Annotated in this window: 18 protein-coding genes and 1 tRNA gene; 15 read left to right on the top strand and 4 right to left on the bottom strand. The window is 50.3% G+C overall.

Features of this window, described 5'->3' with window-relative positions; translation table 11 throughout:
• Positions 1 to 138: 138 nt before the first annotated feature.
• Positions 139 to 214, bottom strand: a tRNA-Cys gene (locus JWG88_RS10865).
• Positions 215 to 284: 70 nt separating this feature from the next.
• On the opposite strand from JWG88_RS10865, the gene rnc reads away from it, so the two are divergent.
• The 3 genes from rnc (at position 285) to JWG88_RS10850 (ending at position 4,149) form a co-directional block, all read left to right on the top strand.
• Positions 285 to 1,016, top strand: a complete 732-nt coding sequence (rnc, locus tag JWG88_RS10860) for a ribonuclease III (RefSeq protein ID WP_205233749.1) — start codon at positions 285 to 287, stop codon at positions 1,014 to 1,016.
• Between the two features lie 174 nt (positions 1,017 to 1,190).
• A complete protein-coding gene (locus JWG88_RS10855) occupies positions 1,191 to 2,186 on the top strand; it encodes an elongator complex protein 3 (protein WP_205233748.1) in 996 nt (331 codons plus the stop codon).
• Positions 2,173 to 4,149, top strand: a complete 1,977-nt coding sequence (locus JWG88_RS10850) for an ABC-F family ATP-binding cassette domain-containing protein (protein WP_205233747.1) — start codon at positions 2,173 to 2,175, stop codon at positions 4,147 to 4,149. Before JWG88_RS10855 ends, JWG88_RS10850 begins: the two co-directional genes overlap by 14 nt.
• A gap of 60 nt (positions 4,150 to 4,209) precedes the next feature.
• On the opposite strand, the gene JWG88_RS10845 is transcribed toward JWG88_RS10850, so the two are convergent.
• From JWG88_RS10845 to JWG88_RS10835, 3 genes are all read right to left on the bottom strand, one after another.
• Positions 4,210 to 5,091 carry a universal stress protein gene (locus tag JWG88_RS10845; protein ID WP_205233746.1) on the bottom strand — a complete coding sequence of 294 codons (882 nt, stop codon included), beginning with the start codon at positions 5,089 to 5,091 and terminating at the stop codon, positions 4,210 to 4,212.
• 71 nt (positions 5,092 to 5,162) lie between these two features.
• Positions 5,163 to 5,684, bottom strand: a complete 522-nt coding sequence (locus JWG88_RS10840; protein WP_205233745.1) for a hypothetical protein — start codon at positions 5,682 to 5,684, stop codon at positions 5,163 to 5,165.
• 117 nt (positions 5,685 to 5,801) lie between these two features.
• Positions 5,802 to 6,470 (bottom strand): CBS and ACT domain-containing protein, encoded by a 669-nt coding sequence (locus JWG88_RS10835; protein WP_205233744.1) that lies wholly within the window; start codon positions 6,468 to 6,470, stop codon positions 5,802 to 5,804.
• Between the two features lie 740 nt (positions 6,471 to 7,210).
• On the opposite strand from JWG88_RS10835, the gene iorA reads away from it, so the two are divergent.
• The 12 genes from iorA (at position 7,211) to JWG88_RS10775 (ending at position 20,058) form a co-directional block, all read left to right on the top strand.
• Complete coding sequence (gene iorA, locus JWG88_RS10830; protein ID WP_205233743.1) at positions 7,211 to 9,010, top strand: indolepyruvate ferredoxin oxidoreductase subunit alpha; 1,800 nt, start codon at positions 7,211 to 7,213, stop codon at positions 9,008 to 9,010.
• On the top strand, positions 9,010 to 9,591 hold the full coding sequence (locus tag JWG88_RS10825; RefSeq protein WP_205233742.1) for an indolepyruvate oxidoreductase subunit beta: 582 nt from the start codon (positions 9,010 to 9,012) through the stop codon (positions 9,589 to 9,591). Before iorA ends, JWG88_RS10825 begins: the two co-directional genes overlap by 1 nt.
• 12 nt (positions 9,592 to 9,603) lie before the next feature.
• Positions 9,604 to 10,914, top strand: coding sequence for a phenylacetate--CoA ligase family protein (locus tag JWG88_RS10820; RefSeq protein WP_205233741.1), 1,311 nt, complete (start codon positions 9,604 to 9,606; stop codon positions 10,912 to 10,914).
• A gap of 14 nt (positions 10,915 to 10,928) precedes the next feature.
• The gene (locus JWG88_RS10815) at positions 10,929 to 11,360 is read left to right on the top strand and encodes an ACT domain-containing protein (protein WP_205233740.1); all 432 of its coding nucleotides are present in this window, start codon (positions 10,929 to 10,931) and stop codon (positions 11,358 to 11,360) included.
• A gap of 455 nt (positions 11,361 to 11,815) precedes the next feature.
• The gene (locus tag JWG88_RS10810; RefSeq protein WP_205233739.1) at positions 11,816 to 12,964 is read left to right on the top strand and encodes an ABC transporter substrate-binding protein; all 1,149 of its coding nucleotides are present in this window, start codon (positions 11,816 to 11,818) and stop codon (positions 12,962 to 12,964) included.
• A 401-nt stretch (positions 12,965 to 13,365) separates the two neighbouring features.
• Entirely contained in the window at positions 13,366 to 14,256 is an 891-nt protein-coding gene (locus tag JWG88_RS10805) for a branched-chain amino acid ABC transporter permease (protein ID WP_205233738.1), read from the top strand.
• A 4-nt stretch (positions 14,257 to 14,260) separates the two neighbouring features.
• Entirely contained in the window at positions 14,261 to 15,334 is a 1,074-nt protein-coding gene (locus tag JWG88_RS10800; RefSeq protein ID WP_205233737.1) for a branched-chain amino acid ABC transporter permease, read from the top strand.
• 2 nt (positions 15,335 to 15,336) lie between these two features.
• The gene (locus JWG88_RS10795; protein ID WP_205233736.1) at positions 15,337 to 16,092 is read left to right on the top strand and encodes an ABC transporter ATP-binding protein; all 756 of its coding nucleotides are present in this window, start codon (positions 15,337 to 15,339) and stop codon (positions 16,090 to 16,092) included.
• Positions 16,093 to 16,132: 40 nt separating this feature from the next.
• Positions 16,133 to 16,864 (top strand): ABC transporter ATP-binding protein, encoded by a 732-nt coding sequence (locus JWG88_RS10790; protein ID WP_205233735.1) that lies wholly within the window; start codon positions 16,133 to 16,135, stop codon positions 16,862 to 16,864.
• A 291-nt stretch (positions 16,865 to 17,155) separates the two neighbouring features.
• Complete coding sequence (locus JWG88_RS10785; RefSeq protein ID WP_205233734.1) at positions 17,156 to 18,454, top strand: phenylacetate--CoA ligase family protein; 1,299 nt, start codon at positions 17,156 to 17,158, stop codon at positions 18,452 to 18,454.
• An 85-nt stretch (positions 18,455 to 18,539) separates the two neighbouring features.
• Positions 18,540 to 19,235, top strand: a complete 696-nt coding sequence (gene rph / locus JWG88_RS10780) for a ribonuclease PH (RefSeq protein ID WP_205233733.1) — start codon at positions 18,540 to 18,542, stop codon at positions 19,233 to 19,235.
• Between the two features lie 25 nt (positions 19,236 to 19,260).
• Positions 19,261 to 20,058 carry a radical SAM protein gene (locus tag JWG88_RS10775; RefSeq protein WP_205233732.1) on the top strand — a complete coding sequence of 266 codons (798 nt, stop codon included), beginning with the start codon at positions 19,261 to 19,263 and terminating at the stop codon, positions 20,056 to 20,058.
• Positions 20,059 to 20,073: the final 15 nt, after the last annotated feature.

The raw sequence follows: 20,073 nt of genomic DNA, 5'->3' as shown, positions 1-20,073 counted from the left end.
CACCCTTATCTTTAGAATGCTATACACGTATCTCCGGTTGAGGGTCCTGCCGGGCCATGGCCCAGCTGCGCCAGACTTTAGATACGAGCAAAAAAAAAGCGGGCTGCAAACATGATTGTTTGCAGCCCGCTTTATGAATGGAGGCGGCGATCAGAGTCGAACTGATGAATAATGGTTTTGCAGACCACTGCCTTAGCCACTTGGCTACGCCGCCATGATATTGCGTTTGTGAAGCCACTCTTATAACATACTTTACTTTTTTGACAAGAGGAAAAATAACCACAATGGACATGAAAATCAATTCGCTTGCCAAGCAGAACAAAATTATGCTTGGCGAGTTTGAGCAGCTGCTTGGCTATCGCTTTACAGATCTGCGCCTGTTGCAAAAAGCATTGATTCATTCTTCCTTCGCTTTTGAACAGTCGCAGGTGTGTAAAAATAACGAGACCCTCGAATTTTTAGGAGATGCCGTTCTCGACCTTGCGGTCGGCCACCTACTCTTTCATCTCTTTCCGGGAATGAGAGAAGGTGAGCTCACTAAAATTCGGGCAGCGCTGGTCAATGAAACCCATCTTGCCGCAATGGCCAGGGATGTCGAACTTGGCAGGTTTCTTTATCTGGGCAAGGGCGAGGAAGCCTCCAACGGCAGAAATAAATCTTCCATTCTGTCCTGCGCCTACGAAGCGGTGATCGGTGCCATTTTCGAAGACAGCGGCTACGATACCGTCACCGAGGTTGTCGAGAGATTCTTTGTCCCGGCAATCACGGAAAACAAAGAAGAGCTGCTCATGGGTGATGCCAAGAGTACGTTGCAGGAGAGACTCCAGGAAAAATATAACGAGGCGCCTCAATACCGTCTTGACGGAGAGGAGGGGCCATCGCACCAGAAAATATTTACTGTTGCGGTAGTTTTCAGAGATGTGGTGTTGGGAACAGGGTCGGCCGGATCAAAAAAGGATGCGGAACAGAAAGCGGCGGCGGCCGCTCTTCAAAATGATTTCGGCATTTGCACTTGATAACCTCATAAAAAGTTGCCGCGAAGCTCTAAGATGGCTAGATAAAAAGTTCGATATACGAGGAGCAGTGTTTTTAGCAGGCCTTCGACAATACAGGTAGTATGTCGAAGGCCTGCTAAAAACCTTGCAACGCGGGAGATCGGGCTTTTTACGACGCCATCACATTTAAACATTATGCCTTTTGTTATTCCATACTTTATTCCTCATCAGGGATGCCCTCATCAATGCCTGTTTTGCAATCAAAACTCGATTACCGGCAAAAACAGAGGTTGTGGAGATGTGAAAAAGGAGATTGAGGATACCATTACCCTCTGGAGCAGTTACCAAAGGAAAAAAGAACCGGTCCAGTTTGCTTTCTATGGAGGCAGTTTTACCTGTCTTCCTGTGGAGCAGCAGATTGCCATGCTGGAGACGGTGCGGCAGAATACGAAGGTCGACCTGATACGTCTCTCCACCAGGCCTGATTGCATTGACAAACACATCTGCGATATTCTCAGGGAGTATGGTGTCGGTATTGTCGAACTGGGGGTCCAGTCTCTTGATGATGAGGTGCTTTCCGCTTCCCTGCGGGGCCACAATGCTCAGGCTTGTGTTGGAGCCGTCACTCATCTGAGAGAAGCAGGGATGCAAATCGGCATTCAACTGATGCCGGGACTGCCTCGGGAAAGCAGGACCTCTTTTTTGAGAACTGTGAGCAAAGTAATAGATCTGCGGCCCGATTTTGTCAGGATATACCCGGCGCTTGTGCTCGAAGATTCCGGACTTGCGGTGCTCTATCAGAGGGGCAGGTATCAGCCGCTGACTCTTGATATGGCGGTTATTCTGACAGCCCGAGCCCGCGGATTGTTTCTCGATGCCGGTATCGGCGTGGTGCGTATGGGACTGCAGCCTTCACCGTCTTTAAAAGAGAGTATTGTCACAGGACCCTATCATCCTGCCTTCGGCGAGCTGGTTCTTGCCAGAGAATGGTTAATGAGGGTGCGGCGGCTCCTCTTGAAGTTTCCGGAGCAGAAGATGCAGGTGACCATATCCACCAGGGACCTGTCATCGTTTAATGGTCCAAGAAAATCAAACAGGCTGCGCTTGCAGGAACTCGGTCTGGATGAGAGATTGGAAGTGAAGGTGGATAAAAATATGGAACGGGGAAAAATGCATTATGTTGTCTGTTAATCAGCTCGATACCCGCTACGGCAAAAAACACCTGTTTAAAAATATATCGGCCCGGGTCCATCAGGGCAACCGTATAGGTCTGGTCGGAGTGAATGGTGCCGGAAAATCGACCCTATTAAAGATAATGGCCGGAGAAATGGAAACAGACGACGGCGTGGTCAGCCGTTCGAAACATTTTACAGTTTCCTATCTTCCCCAGGAAAGCAGTGCCATTATCTCCGATAACAGCCTGTATGATGAGGCCAAAACCGCCTTCTCCGAACTCCTGGAACTGCAGCGGGAAGCCGAAGAAATGAACGGCAAGCTGGCCGCCGCGGCACCTGAATCGGGGGAGTTTCAAGCACTTTTGCAGAGGCAGGGCGAGCTTCAGCACCGCTTGGACGGCAGTGATATTTATGCCATCCAGGGAAAAATCGAGAAAGTACTGCACGGCCTGGGATTCAAGAGTGAGGATATGGATGCTCCTGTTTCCTCCTTCTCCGGGGGCTGGATAATGCGCCTGATGCTTGCCAAAATGCTGCTCGAGGCCCCCTCGTTGCTGTTGCTTGATGAGCCTACCAACCATCTTGATCTTGATTCACTGACCTGGGTCGAGGATTTTCTGAAAAACTATCAGGGATCGATGATCATAATTTCCCATGACCGGACCTTCCTCGATAAAACCACCAATATGACCTGGGAAATAAGCCTCGGCAATCTCACGGTTTACAAGGGAAATTACTCCTATTACCTCGAGGAGAAAAAAGAGCGGCAGCAGATAGAAAAAGCCTCCTACGACAACCAGCAGGCCAAGATTCGGCAGACCATGCGGTTTGTTGAAAGGTTCCGGGCCAAATCAACAAAGGCCAAGCAGGTTCAGAGCAGGGTTAAACAGCTGGAAAAGATGGATGTGCTGGAAATTGCCGAAAACGAGCAGCAGATCAGATTCTCTTTTCCTCCGGCACCGCCGTCCGGCAAGGACGTACTCTTCGTCGAGGGGCTCGGCAAGAGATATGACGACAAGACGGTCTTCCGGGATGTTAATATTTTTCTGCAGCGCGGCGACAAGGTGGCAGTGGTCGGTGTTAACGGGGCCGGCAAATCGACCCTGCTGCGTATCCTCGCCGGTCAGCTCGATTATGATGAGGGAGAGATAAAATATGGTGCCAATGTCAAACGCTCCTATTTCGGTCAGCATCAGGCCAGGGAGCTGAATCCCGAATTTACGGCACTGGAGACCATGGCAACCAGCGGCGAGGAGATGACCGTTACCCGGACACGCTCGTTGCTCGGCGCTTTCCTTTTTCAGGGAGATGATGTCGACAAGAAGGTGTCGGTTCTTTCAGGCGGCGAGAAGAGCAGGCTGGCGCTAGCCACCATGATCGCTAAACCTGCCAACTGCATGCTGCTCGATGAACCGACCAACCATCTCGATATGAGTTCGCAGGAGGTACTTCAGGAAGCGATGCAGCAGTATGACGGAACCGTTGTGGTGGTTTCGCATAACCGCTATTTTCTCGACAGCTTCATCAACAAGGTGATTGTCGTCAAGGATGGCGGAGTAATACTTCATCAGGGCAATGTCGCTGAATACCTTGACAGGCAGGCCAGGGAGCGGGGAGAGCAGCAGGCGGCGCAGAACGGTGCCGCGCAAAAAACTTCCGGCGGAGAAGAGAACGACGGAATCAGCAGGAAGGAACAGCGTAAACTCGAGGCGCAGAAGAGACAGGAACGCAGCCGCAGGCTGGGCCCGTGGTCCAAAAAGCTTTCAGAAGCTGAAACGCAGGTTGAGAGGCTGGAGAAACTCCAGGAAAAACTCGAAGAGAAAATGGCGGATCCCGATCTCTACAAGAATGAAGACGCCTGGTCTGCCACCAGCAGGGAATACGAGGACTGCAAGCGCCGGTTGCAGCGTTGGTATGAGCGCTGGGAGGAGGCGCAGACAAAAATCGATGAACTGGATGCCGCGTTGGAAGAGAGCTGAAACGGTATATGAAGGACTAGTAAGCTAGATCACGCCTGGTAAATCGAGCTTTTTCCAGATTTAGGGGCAGCACCATAATGCCGCTTTGGATATCTTTTTAACCAGGTTGGATGTTATCCCTCCCTGTTGTCCCAGAATGCCTTTGGTCTCTTTATGGGCATGCAGGCCGATAGCCACGGCAGCATAAAGTCCACTGTTTTTCTCAGCGAGAATGGTGTTTGCCGTCGACATTCCCCAGCTGCTTTTTCTTTGAATTCGCTCTTCTGCGACACCATGGGAAAGCAGTACATCCGCAGCCTGATCGAGAATCTTTTCGGCATCTGCCTTGGGGCCCGATGTTACATGAAAGACCGTTGCTCCATGCTGCCTGGCCCTGCTGAGAATATAACCGACATGGTCGGCTGCCCGTAAAGACTCTTCCGAGCCATCAACACAGAGCAGCACATTTTTTCTTCCTTCCTCCGGCTCGCTGCAGATCCATAAGGGGCAGTTCAGGGAAGTTTCCTGGATCAGAGCCTGAGCGATCTCGTCTCCCGGTCGTTCATAAAGCCATTGCAAGGCATAGGTGGCACGGCGTCCGAGGATAATGGCATCATAGAGACCTTGCCTTCCTTCGCTCAGAATATCCCTTACTTTACCGTAACGTTCCCTTACGCTTTTGGTTTTCACCTGCTCTATTGTCACCTGATTGCCTTCCAGGTATCTTCTCGCCTTATCCAGTGCCTTTTTGGCCCCGACGGTCAGGTCTCCGCTGATATTTTTTTCTCCAGGTCCCTCCCACATCTTCATAAGCGACTGTGAACCATCACTGCTGTCCAGTCGGGATATATGAAAGAGGGTGACATTGCAGCTGCCGCTGTCCTCAAAAAATGAGTTGAAAAAGCGGACACCGTAGAGATTCTCCGTATCTGAACTGATATTGATCAGGAAATGAAGATTCATTGCCTCTCCTGTCTTTGTTTCTATCCGGTTGTAGATAATTCGCCCGAGTATTGAAGAGAACTTGGCAGTTGTTATCTATTCTCACCAAAAGGGGAAAAATGGATTGTCCAATCACCGGTACTTTCTTCTTGATTATTATAACCTGCGAATGTCCCCCAGTAACTGAAAGCGAAGGATGCACTGTTTGGAGGTGCCGTGGGCACATTACGCAGACTGAGAAATTCCGGTATATATTTCCTGTAGCCTATTGCCGGGCTGATGTCGTTAGAGCTGATCACCGTGTCGTTTTCGTCCAGATAGTTGATGAAGAAACGGAAGTTTTCAACTAAAGGAAAGGATTGGATGATGTAGTTATCTATCTGTAATTCACCTGTCACAATATATGAATCGCCTTCCTGTTTGACGTTGTATAAAATTCTCAAATCGTTTGTTTGCCATTTCCCGGGTGACGAAACCGTTTCAACAGCTGGCAGGACATGTTCATCAACTACCCTTTTTCCGATGTTTGATTGGTGTCCTGCGCAGGCGGAGAATATAACCGGGAACAGAAGAAAAAGTATTGATTTAGAGAAGATGTCATATTTTCTCTGCATTTTATCCCTCATTTTGTTGAAGTTGGTGCGAGCATTGAACCTGTTAAAGATGAGAATTATAATGCACATCTCAATTCACGCTCATGATTAACCGGAGAGTGCACAACCAGACGTGGTTCATGGTAAAAACGGGGTTATTTCCTCTTCGTATTTCAAAATAACCTTGTAACCGTTTCTGTTTAGGGCATCAATGGCCTTTTGACCGTCATTTTCAGGTATCCGCATTACCAGTTGATATACACCATTGTGCTCTTTTTCAGGCCAGGAGAACAGGCTCTGGATGTTGATCTCTTCTTTTCTGAGTATTTCCGAAACCTCGGCCAGTGAGCCGATACTGTCTTTAACCATAACCCCGAGGCGGACACTGTCGTCGCTGATGCCGATGGCACTGAGCAAAACTCCCATGACATCCGTACTGGTTATAATGCCGACAAGATGATCATCCTCCATAACCGGCAGGGCATTGATGTCATTCTCCTGCATGATCAGGGCGGCGCGCTCGATGGTGGTGCCCGGAGAAATGGTGATAACAGTTTTGATCATGACCATTTCGACCAATACCTGCTGCAGCAGGTAATTGAGTTCGTGATTGCTGAGTGAGGTAGCAGGGGATGCCCAGTACTGCTTAAGATCTCTGTCGGAGAGTATGCCCACGAGTTTGCCGCTGTCGTTAATGACTGGTAAGTGATCAATTTTTTTCTTTTTGATCAGGATACTTGCATCTTCCAGACTGGTACTGGGAGATACGGTAATCAAATCGGTATGCATTATTCTGCCAACGTACATGTGGTGTGCCTCCGGTAGTTTTAAAAAAAAGCTGATAAGTGACAAAAAATCGCAATCGAACTCCCAGACGGAGATCGGACCTTCTACGACGCCATCCACGATAATACCAAAAACTCCAATAGAATGGTTTCTACTGAAATTGTAATTTATAGTATAAGTATAAATTTCGAATTCTGTAAGGATAATATCATATTATATCTTTTTTATTGTTGATGGTCCGCCAAATCGCGATTCAACTGCGCCCAGTATAAAGAACTTCTCGAAGTCGGAGTTTATGCCCGTACGGGTGCTTATCGCAGAGCCCATCTCGGCGCATCAAACAAGGTTTTGTATGAATAAACACACGTAAATCAGCCGAGATATCGGAATGAGAGGATGTTCTTTTTTTTCTGTAGCAGAAGCAATGGAAGAAGTGTACTGATCAGGGGCAGAGGGATTTCTGTAACGTACCAAAATGATCACCAATATCAAAAATAAGTGAAAAAACCTCTGGGGCGCCGGTTCTGCTTTTGTCGCTTTATCACTGGGTAAACAGGGGGATTGGTTTGAAAAAATGCTTGCTACAAGTGGGGAAATCAGAGTAAGTATTTTGTTTTATTTTGCGAGTAGTTGCATCTCTTTCCCGTAAATAACAATCGCAGTTTGAGATGTACATATCATGCAGTCTGGAATGTCATGTTTCCGGTATGTCTGTTATTCCCTCGCTTTAACAATAGATATGAGGAGTTGAAGTAACGACTATGAAAGATAATATGTTCTGGATGTCCGGCAACGAAGCAATTGCTCTTGGGGCCTTTGAGGCGGGAGTTACCGTTGCATCGGGTTATCCAGGGACTCCGTCAACGGAGATAATGGAGAACCTTTGCCGCTATGAAGGTGTATATACCGAATGGGCTCCCAATGAAAAAGTTGGTCTCGAGGTAGCAATCGGCGCCTCCTTTGCCGGTGCCCGTGCGCTGGCCACCATGAAGCATGTCGGCGTCAATGTCGCCGCAGACCCGCTGTTTACCGCTTCGTATACCGGTGGACGGGGAGGGCTGGTGATCATAACGGCCGATGACCCTGAAATGCATTCCTCTCAGAACGAGCAGGACAACAGGAATTATGCCTTTGCCGCAAAGCTGCCGATGCTGGAACCCTCCGATCCCGCCGAGGCCAAAGCGTTTATGGGGTATGCCTACCAGCTCAGTGAGGAGTTGGATACCCCGGTTTTTATGCGGATAACCACCCGGATTGCCCATGTGAAGGGAATCGTGGAAAAGGGCGAGAGGATAAACCCTCCGGTTGGAGTGGGCATTGAAAAGGTGCCCGCCAAATTTGTCATGCTTCCGGGCAATGCCAAAAAAAGGCGGGTGGCTGTCGAAGAACGGATGATTAAATGCCGGGAAATAGCTGAGGAAGCACCCTATAACGTTATTGAAGAAGGTGACACCAGAAGAGGCTTCATCACCTCCGGTGTTTCCTACCTCTATGTCAAGGAGGCCTTTCCCGATGCCGCTGTCCTCAAGCTCGGCATGTGCTGGCCCCTGCCGGAGAAAATGATCCGGCGCTTTGCCGACAGCGTCGACGAACTCGTCATCGTGGAAGAGCTTGATCCATTTCTTGAGATGCACGTCAAAGCCATGGGCATCGCCTGCACAGGAAAAGACCTGATTCCTGCACAGGGGGAGTTGAATACCTCGATAGTGCGCAATGCCATCGAGCAAACTACCGGACCGGAGCTTTTCCAAGCTCCGCAGCTGCCCATGCGGCCGCCCAACATGTGCGCCGGCTGCCCGCATCGGGGCATATTCTTCAACCTCTCCAGAATGAAGCTGTTCGTCTCCGGCGATATCGGCTGCTATACCCTGGGCTTTCTGCCGCCGCTCTCCGCCATGGACTCCACGGTGTGCATGGGGGCTTCGGTGTCCATAGCTCATGGCATGGCCAAGGCACTTGGTGAGGGGGCGCACGATAAAGTTGTCTCGGTGATTGGGGATTCCACCTTCATCCACTCGGGCATCACCGGGCTGATCAACTCGGTGTATAACAACTCGGCTTCTACCCTCATCATTCTGGATAACAGAATCACCGCAATGACGGGACAGCAGCCTAACCCCACTTCGGGCACCGGCATAAAAGGAGAAGCGGCCCACTCCATCGATCTGGAGGCCCTGTGCCGCTCGGTTGGAGTTCGTCACGTTTATGTGGTCGATCCCCATGACGTTCCGGGAACAAGGAAGGTGCTCAAAGAGGCCGTTGCCCTGGAAGAGATGTCCGTTGTAATCTCCCAGGCACCGTGCGTGCTATTGCCGGAGATGAAGTTGAAAAAGCCGGTTTCCTACTTTACCAATCAGGAGAACTGTGTCGGCTGCATGGCCTGCATCAGGCTGGGCTGTCCGGCCATAAGCTGGACTCCTTTCGCTGAAGGCGAGGCGGAAGAACGGGGATATAAAAAGAAACAAAAAGGGATTTCAAAAATAGATGAAATATTGTGCAATGACTGCGGCCAGTGTGCCTCACTGTGTAAGTTTCATGCCATCACTCGGGGGGAGGAATAATGGATAAGCAAGGCAACATCCTCTTCTCAGGGGTCGGCGGACAGGGAATTTTGCTGGCCAGTGAAATAACGGCCTACAGTCTTCTTGCCGCCGGATTCGACGCCAAAAAAAGTGAAGTTCACGGCATGGCGCAGCGCGGCGGCTCGGTTACCGCCCAGCTGCGCTACGGCAGCAAGGTTTATTCGCCGCTGATTGAACCGGGCAAGGCCGATATTCTGATGGCTTTCGAAATGATGGAGGCGGCCCGCTACCTCCCTTATCTGCACAGGGGCAGCAAGGTTATCGTCAATACTCAGAAAATACTGCCGCCCTCTGTGGCTACCGGACAGACGACCTATCCCGACAATGTTCTCGATGTGCTGGCTGAGTATGATATTTCCGTAATCACCGTAGATGCCCTCGATATAGCCAGGGAAGTGGGCGAGGTAAAAACCGTCAATGTGGTCATGGTGGGTGCCCTGTCGCCATATCTGCCCATAGATCCGTCTGTTTGTATTGAGGTTATTGAAAATCGGGTTCCGGAGCGGTTTCGGGAAGTTAATCTAAAGGCCTTTGCCGCAGGCAGAAAGGCCGGTGTGTAAGGGGGAGAAGTTATGTCGGCACTCTATTGGGAAGAAGAGATAGAAACTCTGCCACGGGTAGGCCTCGAGTCCATCCAGCTAAAGCGGCTTCAGCATCTTGTCGCCAGGGTCTACAAGACGGTAAAGCCCTATCGCGACAAAATGGAGAAGAAGGGGATCAGGCCGGAGGATATCCAAAGCCTCGACGATCTGCGGAAGCTGCCTTTCACCGTGAAGGAAGATCTGCGCGACAATTATCCCTTCGGCATGTTTACAGTGCCCATGGACCAGGTGGTCAGGGTGCATGCCTCATCGGGCACCACGGGCAAGCCCACGGTGGTAGGATATACCTGGAAAGATATCGAGCTGTGGGCCTCGATTATGGCCCGGGCGCTTACCTGTGCCGGCGCTGACAAAAACGATATGGTGCATAATGCCTATGGTTACGGTCTTTTCACCGGTGGTCTCGGAGTCCATTACGGTGCAGAAAAGATGGGAGCCACAGTCATTCCCGTCTCCGGTGGCAATACCAAGAGACAGATTACAATCATGAAGGATTTCGGTTCGACGGTATTGCTTTCCACCCCATCCTATGCGCTCAACCTTGCCGATGCCATGGATGAGATGCAGGTTGACCGCACTAAACTGTCGCTCAGGGTCGGTATTTTCGGAGCCGAACCCTGGAGTGAGAATATGCGCGAGGAGGTGGAGAACAAGCTCAACCTCAAGGCCGTGGATATTTACGGACTTTCCGAGGTCATGGGGCCGGGAGTGGCAATGGAGTGTTTGCAGACCACCAGGGGCATGCATGTCTTTGAAGATCACTTCCTGCCGGAAATAATAGATCCGGAAACCGGAGAGGTACTGCCACCCGGCGAGCAGGGCGAACTCGTCTTCACCACGCTGACCAAGGAGGCATTTCCCATTATCCGCTACAGAACCAAAGATATCTCCCGCCTTATTTATGATACCTGCGAATGCGGCAGGACCCTGGTGCGTATGGAGAAGGTGACCGGCAGAACCGATGACATGCTGATCATCCGTGGCGTCAATGTTTTTCCCTCACAGGTTGAGCATGTTCTTATGGGCATTGATGGTGTTGAGCCGCACTACCAGATCATTGTCGAACGGCAGGACAATCTCGACACCATGCTGGTTCAGGTCGAGGTCAGCACCAAAATTTTCTCCGATGAAATTCGTGTCCTGGAAAAACTGAGCGCAAGAATCCAGGCCGAGATCAAGGACATGCTTGGAGTGACCTGCAAGGTTAAACTGGTAGAACCGAGAACCATACAGCGAAGTGAGGGCAAAGCCCAGCGGGTAATCGATAATCGCAAAATCTGATCATGGAGGGTGGAATGAAAGTTGAACAGATTGCAATTTTTCTAGAGAACAAATCGGGGCGTCTGTCGGAAATTACCGGAGTTCTGGCAGATAACGGTATTAATATCAGGTCGCTCTCGCTAGCGGACACCGCCGATTTTGGCATATTACGTCTGATTGTCGATAAAGTGGAAGAGGCTGAAAAGGTATTGAAGAACGGTGGTTTCACTGTCGGCAGAACCAACGTCATTGCCGTGGAAGTCCCGGACAAGGTAGGCGGTCTGGCCTCAGTTTTGAAGATTATCGAAGCAGCTCAACTCAATGTTGAATATATGTATGCCTTCGTTAATAAAAGCGGGGAGAATGCGGTCATGATTTTTCGCTTTGAGGATGTTGATGAAGCTCTTGAGGTGCTGCAGAATAAAGGTATCACCACCTTGTCCGGCGCCCAGATCTGCGAACTGTGAAAGATATCCGGCACAGAAAAAACGGTTGTATTTAGCCAGCGGAGCTGGACTCTTGTCAATATCTTGAGGGGCATAAGTACCTTGGCAGTGAATATAAGCCCTTTGAAAAGAGTTTCCGTTTTCTTGTTTTATGTCGGCTTAATTGAGTGAGGTACTAACGCCGGTAAAAGGCAAGCAAGTACCTTGCATGCATATCCAACTTTAAGTTTTTAAATACATTTCTACTTTCTGTTTTTTGCACCCCTCAAGGGGGTACTGAACTGAGTGACAGAAGTTTAGGAGTAAGGTACTAACCCAGCTGAGCTGACCTTGGCAGTATGTGTAAGTTGACGGCTTTAGAGACTGTTTCCATTTTCTTGTTTTATGTGTCGGCTTTCGGGGAGTAAGGTACTAATATTGTGAGAGGGCAGGGACTGGGGTTTTTAGCCTGATCACAAGTAAATGGAGGGGAAAATATGAAAAGATCGGTTTCCAAGATAGCGGTTGTACTGCTGTCATGCATTGCGCTTTGCGGCGTAGCTTCGGCCAATACCCTGAAGATAGGGGCAATTCTGTCCGTGAGCGGCCCAACGGCTTTTCTAGGAGTTCCTGAGGCTAATACCCTGGAGATGCTGGTTGAGTCCATCAATGCCAGGGGAGGCATCAATGGTGAGATGATCGAACTGATCATCAAGGATAGCGCTGGACAGAAAGAGAAGGCGGTTTCATATGCCAAACAGCTTATAGAAGAGGAAAAGGTCTTTGCCATTCTAGGACCCACCAGAACAGGTTCCACCATGGCCATAAAAGGGTTGTGCGAAAAATCGGAAACGCTGCTGATTTCCTGCGCCTCCAGCAAAATGATCGTCGATCCGGTAGCCCGCTTTGTTTATAAATCACCTCAGAACGACAGCCTGGCGGTTCGCAAGATTCTTGAGCACATGCAGAAGAATAATATCTCCAAAATCGGTGTAGCGGCAGGCGGTACAGGGTTCGGTAAATTGGGCAAGATGTTCACCGAAGAACTGGCCCCGGAATATGGCATCACCGTAATTTCCAGCGAAGTATATGCCCCCAATGTGACGGATCTGTCGTCGCTGGTGGCCAAGTGGAAGGGCACAGGGGAAATTGAGGCCGTCATCAACTGGTCGATTGTCCCTGCGCAGACCATTCTTGCCAAAAATATGCGACAGGCAAATTGGGATGTGCCGCTCTATCTCAGTCATGGCTTCGGTAATATAAAATATGTCGAAGTCGGCGGCAAGGCCATGGAAGGGGTGATCTTTCCGGCGGGGCGCCTGTTGATCGCCGAGACCCTGGATGATTCCAATCCACAAAAAAAGGTCCTGGTGGAGTATAAGCAAGACTATGAGGCTAAATTCAGCGAACCGGTCAGTACATTCGGTGGACATGCCTATGATGCCATGATGATATTGGTGCAGGCGCTTGAGGAAGTTGGTGTTGCCGATAAAATGAAGGTACGCGAAAATATTGAGAACATGTCCTTTGTCGGCACCGGTGGAATTTTCCAGTTCACTCCTGAGGATCATAGCGGTCTGGATATAAATGCTTTTGAAATGATGACGGTGAAAGACGGCAAGTTCGTTCAATACCGGGAAAATTAAGTCATCCTCACCTCCTGAACCAGGGCCGGGTTTGAACCCGGCCCTTTTTTTGTCGGATAACTGGATGATGATGGCGTCGCAATAAGCACCCGGACGGGCATAAACTCCGACTTCGAGAAAGCCGGATCCCCCGCGTTGCAGGTTTTTGGCAGGACTTCGGCATACTTCCTGTCTTGTCGAAGGCCTGCCAAAAACCTGATCCTTGTATATCGAACTTTTTATCCATCCATCTGACATCGTGGCTACTTTTTAGGAGATTATCAGATGACCGGAAACCATTTTTTTTCTGAGATCTTTTTGCTTAATTACAACTGGTGTCTTAGGGATTCTCCTCACCTGCCTTTTGCAGGAAAAAATTCCGGAAAAGGGGATACTGTAAGGTCCCGAACCGCGTGTTATTTATGACAGTCGAACTTTTCATTCAATACGTCTTTGCCGGTATCACCTATGGGGCAATCTATGCCATTGTCGCCATAGGTTTCAACATCATCTACAATACCACCGGTATCATCAATTTTGCCCAGGGAGAATTTGTCATGCTGGGCGGTATGATATCGATAAGTCTGCTCGAATATATGAGCCTGCCGGCGGCAATCTGTGGTGCGGTCGTCGTAACCGTGATCATAGGCGCACTGATTGAAATGGTCTTTATCCGCTGGTTGGAGAGCCCCAGTGTCCTGCGTTTGATCATTATCACCATCGGGGTTTCCATCCTGATCCGCGAGGTTGCTCTGCATATCTGGGGAGAAGGGGTGCGGTCGCTGCCCTATTTTATCGGCGATGAAATTACCAGCGTGGAGATTGCCGGAGCTCATGTATCGCCTCAGGTTTTTTGGGTTTTGGCTACCTGTACCGCCATGATGCTGTTGCTGGGCGTATTTTTCAAGGCGACCTCGGTGGGGCGTGAAATGCGCGCCTGTGCCTCCAATAGAACCGCCGCCGTACTCTGCGGCATAAATACCAAAAATATGGTGACCCTCTCTTTTATGGTGAGTGCGGGGATGGGGGCGCTGGCGGGGAGTGTCATGTCGCCCATTACCTATTCGCAATACAACATAGGAACAGAATTGGCCATAAAAGGATTTACCGTCGCCATTCTCGGCGGACTGGGAAGCTCTGGCGGAGCGGTGATTGCCGGACTCCTCTTGGGGATCATCGAGGCCTTCTCTGTATCGGTGCTCCCTCTTGCCTTTCAGGAAGCCATCTCCATCAGCATATTGCTGCTGATACTTTTTGTTCGCCCGCATGGTTTGTTTGGTTCCAAAGACGCCGCCGGTCTGAAAGAATTTTGATGTTATGAAAAAATATCTGCCATTAATACCACTTGCAGTCTTTGTTATCTGTGTCCAGCTTCTGACCAGCTGGACAGATACCCTGTATTATCTCACCCAGATGACCATGTCCGCCTACTATAGTCTGCTGGTAATCGGCCTCTGTGTGGTTATGGGATATGCCGGCCAGATATCCCTGGGCCATGCCGGATTTTTTGCAATCGGCGGCTATCTCTCCGCGGCGCTGACCACCAGCAACCTTCTTGAATATAAAGATACAGCGCTGCTGCGTACCTTGGATTCTCTGGGATTTCTCAAGGAGAATCAGGACATATACGGCGACATGGTGGTGGCGGTGAGTCCCGGGATTGCCTGTATCGCTGCGGTAAGCATCGCTGCATTGCTTGCTTTATTTATCGGCATTCCGGCTCTCAAACTCAAGGGCCATTACCTGGCCATGGCGACGCTGGGATTCGGCATCATCATCTATCGAATTGTTCTGGCTACGGGATATTTCGGAGAAGCCGACGGCATTTCCGAAGTTCCGCCTTTTCCGCTTTTCGGTAATCTCGCGGTGAGCGGTGATTTCACCACAAGGGTTGAGAATTACTATATTGCCTGGGTTCTGGTAGGCATTGGCATGGTGCTTCTCGTTAATCTTATCAATTCCAGAGCAGGACGAGCTTTGCGTGCCATTCACGGCGCCGAGGATGCCGCTGATTCCATGGGTGTGGATACGGCACGATATAAGCTCAATATCTTTATTCTCTCTGCCGTATTTGCGGCAGTGGCGGGCGTGTTTATGACCCATTACAACGGCAGCATCGGTCCTTCCGAAGCCGGGGTCATGAAATCCGTAAGGTATGTCGCCATTGTCGCGGTGGGAGGGATGGCCCATCTCTGGGGGGCGCTGATAATGGCGGTGATTCTCAATTTTCTCTCTCTGCGCGGAGTTTTCGGCAGCTATGATGATGCGGTCTTCGGGGTAATTCTGATTGTAATCATGCTTTTTGCACCTAATGGTCTGCTGCGCATCAACCTCAAAGAGAAAACGGCAAAGATTTTCGCCCGGGTAAATTCCACCGGAAAGGAGGCGTAGAGATGGCGCTACTACGGATTTCACACGCCCATAGACATTTTGGCGGATTGAAGGCTGTGAACGACGTCTCCTTTGCGGTTGAGGAAGGCAGTATAACTGCGGTTATCGGACCAAACGGGGCAGGTAAGACCACTCTGTTCAACCTGATTGCAGGTTCACTGTCCGTTACCTCCGGCGGCATCCTGTTTAAAGACACGGAGCTTACCGGAAAAAAGCCATATCAGGTTGCCGCCCTCGGAGTTGCCAGAACCTTTCAGAATATTAAGATGTTCAATGGCATGACAGCCCTTGAAAATGTTATGGTGGGCAGGCATGTGCAGAGCAAGGCAGGTTTTCTCGCTTCGATGTTTCATATGCCATGGATCGTCAAAGAGGAAAAAGAGATTCACAGAAAATCCATGGAACTTCTTGAATTTCTTGAAATCGATCAATATGCCGATGTAGAGGCTACCAGCCTGGCTTTCGGACTGCAGCGGGCGGTTGAACTGGCCCGGGCACTAGCTCTGGATCCCGCTCTGATTCTGCTCGATGAACCGGCTGCCGGGCTCAATATATATGAAACCGCCGAGGTCGGCAGGCTGATCACCAAAATTAGGGAACTGGGCGTTACGGTATTGCTTGTTGAGCATGATATGTCCCTGGTCATGGACATTTCCGATGAAATTGTTGTCCTGAGTTTCGGCGAGAAAATAGCGGAAGGGTTGCCAACTGATATCCAGAAGGATCCTGAGGTTATAAAAGTATACCTTGGCGACTAGATGATCCCATATAATTTTAGGAAAAGGCTATTGGTGTGATATGCTGAAAATACGAAACCTTGAATCAGGTTACGGCAAACTGAAGGTTCTCAAACATATTTCCATGCATGTCGACACCGGAGAGATCGTCACCATCATCGGCGCCAATGGCGCCGGGAAAACTACACTTCTCTCCATTATTTCCGGACTTGTCAAGGCAAACAGCGGCGAGATGATCTTTGACGGCAGCAATATCAGCGGTCTCGCTCCATCGAAAATCCCCGCACTGGGTTGCGTAATGGTGCCGGAGGGGCGTCAGGTTTTCGCCACAATGACGGTTGAAGAAAATCTGATCCTGGGAGGGCATGTCCTGCGGAAGGGGGGTAAAAAGGCATTGCTGGAGCAGCTTGATCATCAATACCAGCTCTTTCCTGTCCTCAGGGAGAGGCGGGATCAGCTTGCCGGAACCCTGTCGGGCGGTGAACAGCAGATGCTGGCAATGGGCAGGGCCTTGATGTCAAAACCATCCCTGGTGATGATGGATGAACCCTCCACCGGCCTGGCTCCGCTGATCGTCAAAGAGATATTTCAGATAATTGAAAGACTCCGCGATGAAGGCAATACGGTCCTGCTCGTTGAACAGAATGCCAAGGCGGCTCTGGCCATCGCCGACCGCGGCTATGTTCTTGAAACCGGGAAGGTCATTGCCCAGGGTGCAGCCGAAGATCTGCTGGCGAACAGCGCGGTGCAGCGGGCCTATCTTGGCAGGGAACGGATGGAAGAATTAGAGTAAATAAGAAAATCTGATTACCCCTGAAACACAGCATTTTTCGGCCCAGGCCGGGACTGCTCTTTTCATCGGGACGCCATAAACCGTCCATGGGGGCTTCGCTGCAGCCGTCCGGGCTGCAGAGACCCGTGAAAAGAGCAGTCCCAACCTTGAGCTGAGGATTAAGGGTAATCAGATAAGAAAATAATGTATATAAACTAGACAGATTGTTTTTCATGTAAAAAAGAAAACAATCTCTAAGGTATAAATCGGTCACTTCTATAACAAGATATTTAAGAACCACAGGAAAACATCATGATCTGGGAGAAAAATAAGGAATGTATGCCCCGTGAGGACCTGGAGCAGCTACAGCTGGAAAGGCTCCAGTCCACGGTCTACAGGGTTGGAACGCATGTCCCATTTTACCGTAATAAGTTCAATGAAATGAAGCTGGAGTATGACCGCATAAGCTCATTATCGGATCTGAAAAGGCTGCCTTTTACCATGAAGCAGGACCTGCGCGATAATTATCCCTACGGCCTCTTTGCCGTGCCTCTGCGTGAGGTTGTGCGGGTGCATTCTTCTTCGGGGACTACGGGTTCGGCCACCGTGGTCGGCTATTCCAGAAACGATATTAAAACCTGGTCCAACCTGGTTGCCAGGATTCTTTGCAGTGCCGGAGTCACCGCGGACGACGTTATCCAGATAGCATTCGGCTACGGGCTGTTTACCGGCGGTTTCGGTCTGCACTACGGGGCGGAGCGCCTTGGGGCCTCGGTAATTCCGATTTCTTCGGGAAATACTAAGCGACAGATTCAGATCATGCAGGATTTCAAGACCACCGCTCTGGTTTGCACCCCATCCTATGCCTTGAAGATGGCTGATGTGATGATGGATATGGGCATCAATCCCCATGGCCTCTCCCTGAGGTTCGGACTGTTCGGCGCCGAACCCTGGTCCGAATCCATGCGTCGGGAGATAAACGAGCGTCTAGGAATCCGGGCCAGCGACAACTATGGTCTTTCCGAGGTCATGGGGCCGGGGGTAGCCGGTGAATGCGCGGAGTGCAATGGTCTTCATATCAACGAGGATCATTTTCTCGTCGAGGTGATTGACCCTGACTCCATGGAGCCGGTGGCACCGGGAGAAGTAGGAGAGCTGGTCATAACCACACTTACCAAGGAAGCCTTTCCGGTAATTCGTTACCGGACCCGTGATCTTACCCGGCTGATCCCTGAGCCCTGTCCCTGTGGCCGTACATTTCAGAGGATGAGCAGGATAATGGGACGGACCGATGATATGCTCATCATTAAGGGCGTCAATGTCTTTCCCACCCAGATAGAGTCGATCCTTTTCGACATTGAAGGCACTGAGCCGCATTACCGCCTCATTGTCGATCGAGAAAACAATGAAGACAAGCTTACGGTAATGGTCGAGGCTGTTGAATCGATGTTTTTCGACTCCATGAAAAAACAACGGGGGCTGGTGGAGATGATCAAAAAGAAAATGGCCACCGAACTCGGCATCAGTGTCGACATTAAGCTGGTCGAGGAGAAGACCCTGGAACGATTTAACGGCAAGGGCAATAGGGTTATTGATAATCGTAAGCTTTAGACTTAGGGTACATTTATAGCCACATATAAACCGAAATGGTTTTCCATTTATCCGCTGTTTCTGGCGGATTAACAAAGGATTAAATATGCGTTCAAATAATCGAGCTGCAGACGAGCTGCGGCCGGTAACGGTCGAAAGAAACATCCAGCCTAACGCCGACGGTTCAATTCTTATCAAGATGGGCAATACCCATGTCATCTGCGGAGTCAGTATTGAGGAGCAGGTTCCTCCCTTTCTGATTGGCACGGGAAAGGGTTGGATAACGGCGGAATACGGAATGCTGCCCTGCGCCACTTCGACCAGATTTCGGCGGGAGACCGCTAAAGGCATAGGCGGCAGAACCTTCGAAATCCAGCGTCTTATCGGTCGCAGCCTCCGCATGATGGTAGACTTGAGGGCCATTGGCGAGCGCACTCTCCGGGTAGATTGTGACGTACTCAATGCCGATGGAGGAACACGTACCGCCTCCATCACCGGTGCTGCTCTGGCGCTTCGCAATGCTATAGGCGGCATGGCTGAGGACGGCCGAATCGCTCACCTTCCCGATCTTCTGCCGGTGGCAGCGGTTTCTGCCGGAATGGTGGATGGCATTGCCATGCTTGATCTCGACTATGAGGAGGATTCAAGAGCGGATACCGATGCCAACTTTGTCATGTCAGGAGACGGCAGATGGATTGAGATCCAGTCTACCGCCGAAGGCTTTCCGTTTACCACAGAATCCCTGATTGAGATGACCAAGCTTGCCGACAGGGGAATCAAGGAATTGTTCGACCTCTGGTAAGAAAGGAGATTGCTCACAGAGTAAGATGACGGCTGCTGAGAAAAGAATACGCGGCACCCGTGAATGGGCAGTGGCAGATATCGACTGCTGTACAGGCTGTTCCCATGGCTGCAGATACTGTTACGCCCGGTATGACGGCGTCGTCAAAAAGAAGAGAGTTTCTGCCTCCGAGTGGCAGCATCCCGAAGTTCGTTCCGCGGATGTGCACCGGAGCTTTCCACTGTATCCGGGGACAGTCATGTTTCCCGCCAATCATGATATACAGCCGGAAATACTCGCTGACTGCATCCGGCTTCTCCACAATCTTCTCGCCCCCGGCAACAGCATACTGATTGTCTCCAAACCGCACCTGCTCTGCATCGAGGAAATCTGTCGAACCTTTAACAACAGCCGCCGGCAGATTCTCTTCCGTTTTTCAATTACCGCAATAGATAACAGAATCCTGCAATTCTGGGAGCCGGCGGCACCCGCCTATGAAGAGCGGCTGGCCAGTCTCCGGCATGCATACTCCCGTGGTTTTCAAACCTCAATCAGTATCGAGCCGATGCTCGAGAGTGAAAAAATCGAAGAGTTGGTAGACCAACTCTCACCCTTTGTCAGCCATTCCATCTGGATCGGCAAGATGAATAAAATTAAAAAGCGTGTGAGCGAAGATACACCTCAAATGGCCCACGAGCTTCAGCGCATCAGAAAAGAACAGAACGACGAGAATATTGCAGCGATCTACCATAGGCTGAAAAACAATAGCTTGATTCGCTGGAAGGAATCGATCAAGGAGGTTGTCGGCCTGGAACTCCTCCGGCAGCCGGGCCTGGACATATAAGAAATCACAGGATAC

Origin of the sequence: Desulfopila inferna (genome assembly GCF_016919005.1) — a bacterium.
In the GTDB taxonomy this organism is placed as follows: domain Bacteria; phylum Desulfobacterota; class Desulfobulbia; order Desulfobulbales; family Desulfocapsaceae; genus Desulfopila_A; species Desulfopila_A inferna.
Note: the sequence above shows the minus strand (reverse complement) of the source record. Positions and strands in the feature narration are given on the sequence as shown.